The sequence below is a fragment of the Eudoraea sp. genome (genome assembly GCF_049665975.1).
GTDB lineage: Bacteria > Bacteroidota > Bacteroidia > Flavobacteriales > Flavobacteriaceae > Eudoraea.
In genome coordinates, this window is the sequence record NZ_JBATGR010000428.1 from 1 (window position 1) to 2228 (window position 2228).

Sequence of the window (2228 nt, forward strand, 5' to 3'; positions counted from 1 at the left end):
GTAAATTTTTGAGATATTGAGGAATAATTATCCGCATATAAGCAGTTGTGTGCAATTATAATATACAGATGAATTTTGAAGACTTAATCCAAGATGTCTACCAAAAAATTAAGGAAATAGATGATAAAGGAAATTTAGCATCATATATTCCTGAATTAAAAAATGTAGATTCAGAATCATTTGGAGTACATATTTCAACAATTGACAACTTTAATTTTGGAGTTGGAAATTGTTATGAAAAGTTTTCTATTCAAAGCATTGCTAAAGTATTTGCACTAAGTTTAGCGTATAGTATTCTTGGTGAAAAATTATGGGAAAGAGTCAAAGTTGAGCCTTCTGGCACAGCATTTAATTCGCTCATTCAACTTGAAGTTGAAAATGGAATACCAAGAAATCCATTTATAAATGCCGGAGCTCTTGTTGTTTCTGACATACTTTTAAGTAATTTAAATAATCCTAAAGAAGATTTTTTAAACTTTGTTAAAAGTCTTTCAAATTGCTCAGAGATTTGTTATTCAAATAGAATAGCTACATCAGAAAAAAATGTAGGATACCGAAATGTAGCTCTGTGTAATTTTATAAAGGCATTCGGAAACATTAAAAATAAACCTTCCGATGTTCTTGACTTCTATTTTAATCTTTGCTCATTGGAAACGAATTGCGAAGAGCTTTCAAAGCTATTCTTATTTTTAGCCAATGATGGGTTTACCTTGGAAGATAACAAACAAATACTTACCAAAAGCCAAGCAAAAAGGATAAATGCACTAATGCAAACCTGTGGGTTTTATGACGAATCTGGGGAATTTGCTTTTAAAGTAGGGCTTCCTGGTAAGAGTGGCGTAGGAGGTGGAATTGTAGCAGTGCATCCGAAACAATATACGATAGCTGTTTGGAGTCCTAAATTAAATGAAAAAGGAAATTCATATAAAGGAATGAGGTTTCTTGAAGAATTTACAACAAAATCTGAATTATCTATATTTTAAATAAACTGTGCACACCATGGTATAAGTGGCATTAAAACGACCTTTGGCGGTCATTTAAGAATACCTGACAAATTGAAATTTATGGGAAGTTTTAAACTGAATTTGAACACAAGAAAAGTATGAATTTGCAAAAAGCTATTACTTGAACTATGCTAACTGACGTTAATCCGAAATTACCAATGCGTGACAAAAATGTTACGAGAGAATATTACATAAATAAGTTGGGATTTAAAGAATTTGGAAATACTGACTTTGATGGTTATTTGATGATGGAAAAAGACCGAATTCAAATTCACTTCTTTGAATTTAAGGAGCTTGACCCCAAAGAGAATTATGGACAAGTTTATATTAGAACTGACAACATTGACGATTTTTACCAAACATTATTAGATAATAAAACGAGTATTCACCCAAATGGACAATTGGAAACCAAACCTTGGGGACAAAAGGAATTTTCTGTTCTCGACCCAGATAATAATCTATTGACATTTGGACAAGGCATTTAAGAATGCCGTTTTTAAAAATGATAATATTTGTGATGAAAACAGATATTATAAACCGAAAAAAAGATAAAACGGCACACAGAACTTTCTAATATTCCCTTGAGGCCATCTGGCATCAACGGTCGTAAAGTGCAGCTCATTATAAGACTCAGCCTATCAATGCTCGTGTTTCTTTCAGAAGTTTCTTCGTTTTCAGTGTATTGGAAAACGGTGCGGCTACTTTAATGCATTCTTCGGACATTTTTGTTTTCCAGTCTTCTTTAATCGCTCTGATAACGGCTTTAGCCAATTGCTCACTAAAAACTTCTATATCATCACTTTCAGGCACCAAATATCCAACATCATTGGTCATAAAATCCCTTGGACCACCGGAATCAGCACCAATTACGGGAACTCCACAAGCCAGAGCTTCAATCAACACCATTCCAAACGGTTCTGCTTTTGATGGAAATGTACAAACACTTGCTGCAGCGAACAATTTGGCCAATTCCGGCTGCATCAGTGGTCCAACAAAACACGTATTCTTGTTTCCGAGGCTTTCATTTAAGTTCTGCAACTCAATGTTGTATTCTTTTTTCTGTTTCCCAACGATCAACGTAAGAAGCTCTTCTCCAAACTCCGTCTCCCAAATCCTGGCGGCTCGTAAAACAGCGTCTATTCGTTTCCACCCCACAAATTGTCCAACAAAAACAACCATGTGTTTGTAATCAGTTCGAACATCATAAGTTTTTTCTTCCGTCAA

3 protein-coding genes are annotated in these 2228 nt (G+C 34.3%); 2 read left to right on the forward strand and 1 reads right to left on the reverse strand.

The features are described 5' to 3' along the window. Window positions 1-68 precede the first annotated feature (68 nt). Together WBN20_RS14010 and WBN20_RS14015 are read left to right on the forward strand one after the other, a co-directional pair. Window positions 69-983: a glutaminase gene (locus WBN20_RS14010; RefSeq protein WP_424282140.1), complete on the forward strand. Its 915-nt coding sequence runs from the start codon at window positions 69-71 to the stop codon at window positions 981-983. Window positions 984-1132: 149 nt separating this feature from the next. Then, the gene (locus WBN20_RS14015; RefSeq protein WP_424274239.1) at window positions 1133-1489 is read left to right on the forward strand and encodes a bleomycin resistance protein; all 357 of its coding nucleotides are present in this window, start codon (window positions 1133-1135) and stop codon (window positions 1487-1489) included. Window positions 1490-1634: 145 nt separating this feature from the next. Here the strand turns inward: WBN20_RS14015 and WBN20_RS14020 are convergent. Continuing rightward, window positions 1635-2228 (reverse strand): glycosyltransferase family 4 protein (locus WBN20_RS14020; RefSeq protein WP_424282141.1); only part of this gene is annotated, 594 nt, incomplete at its 5' end.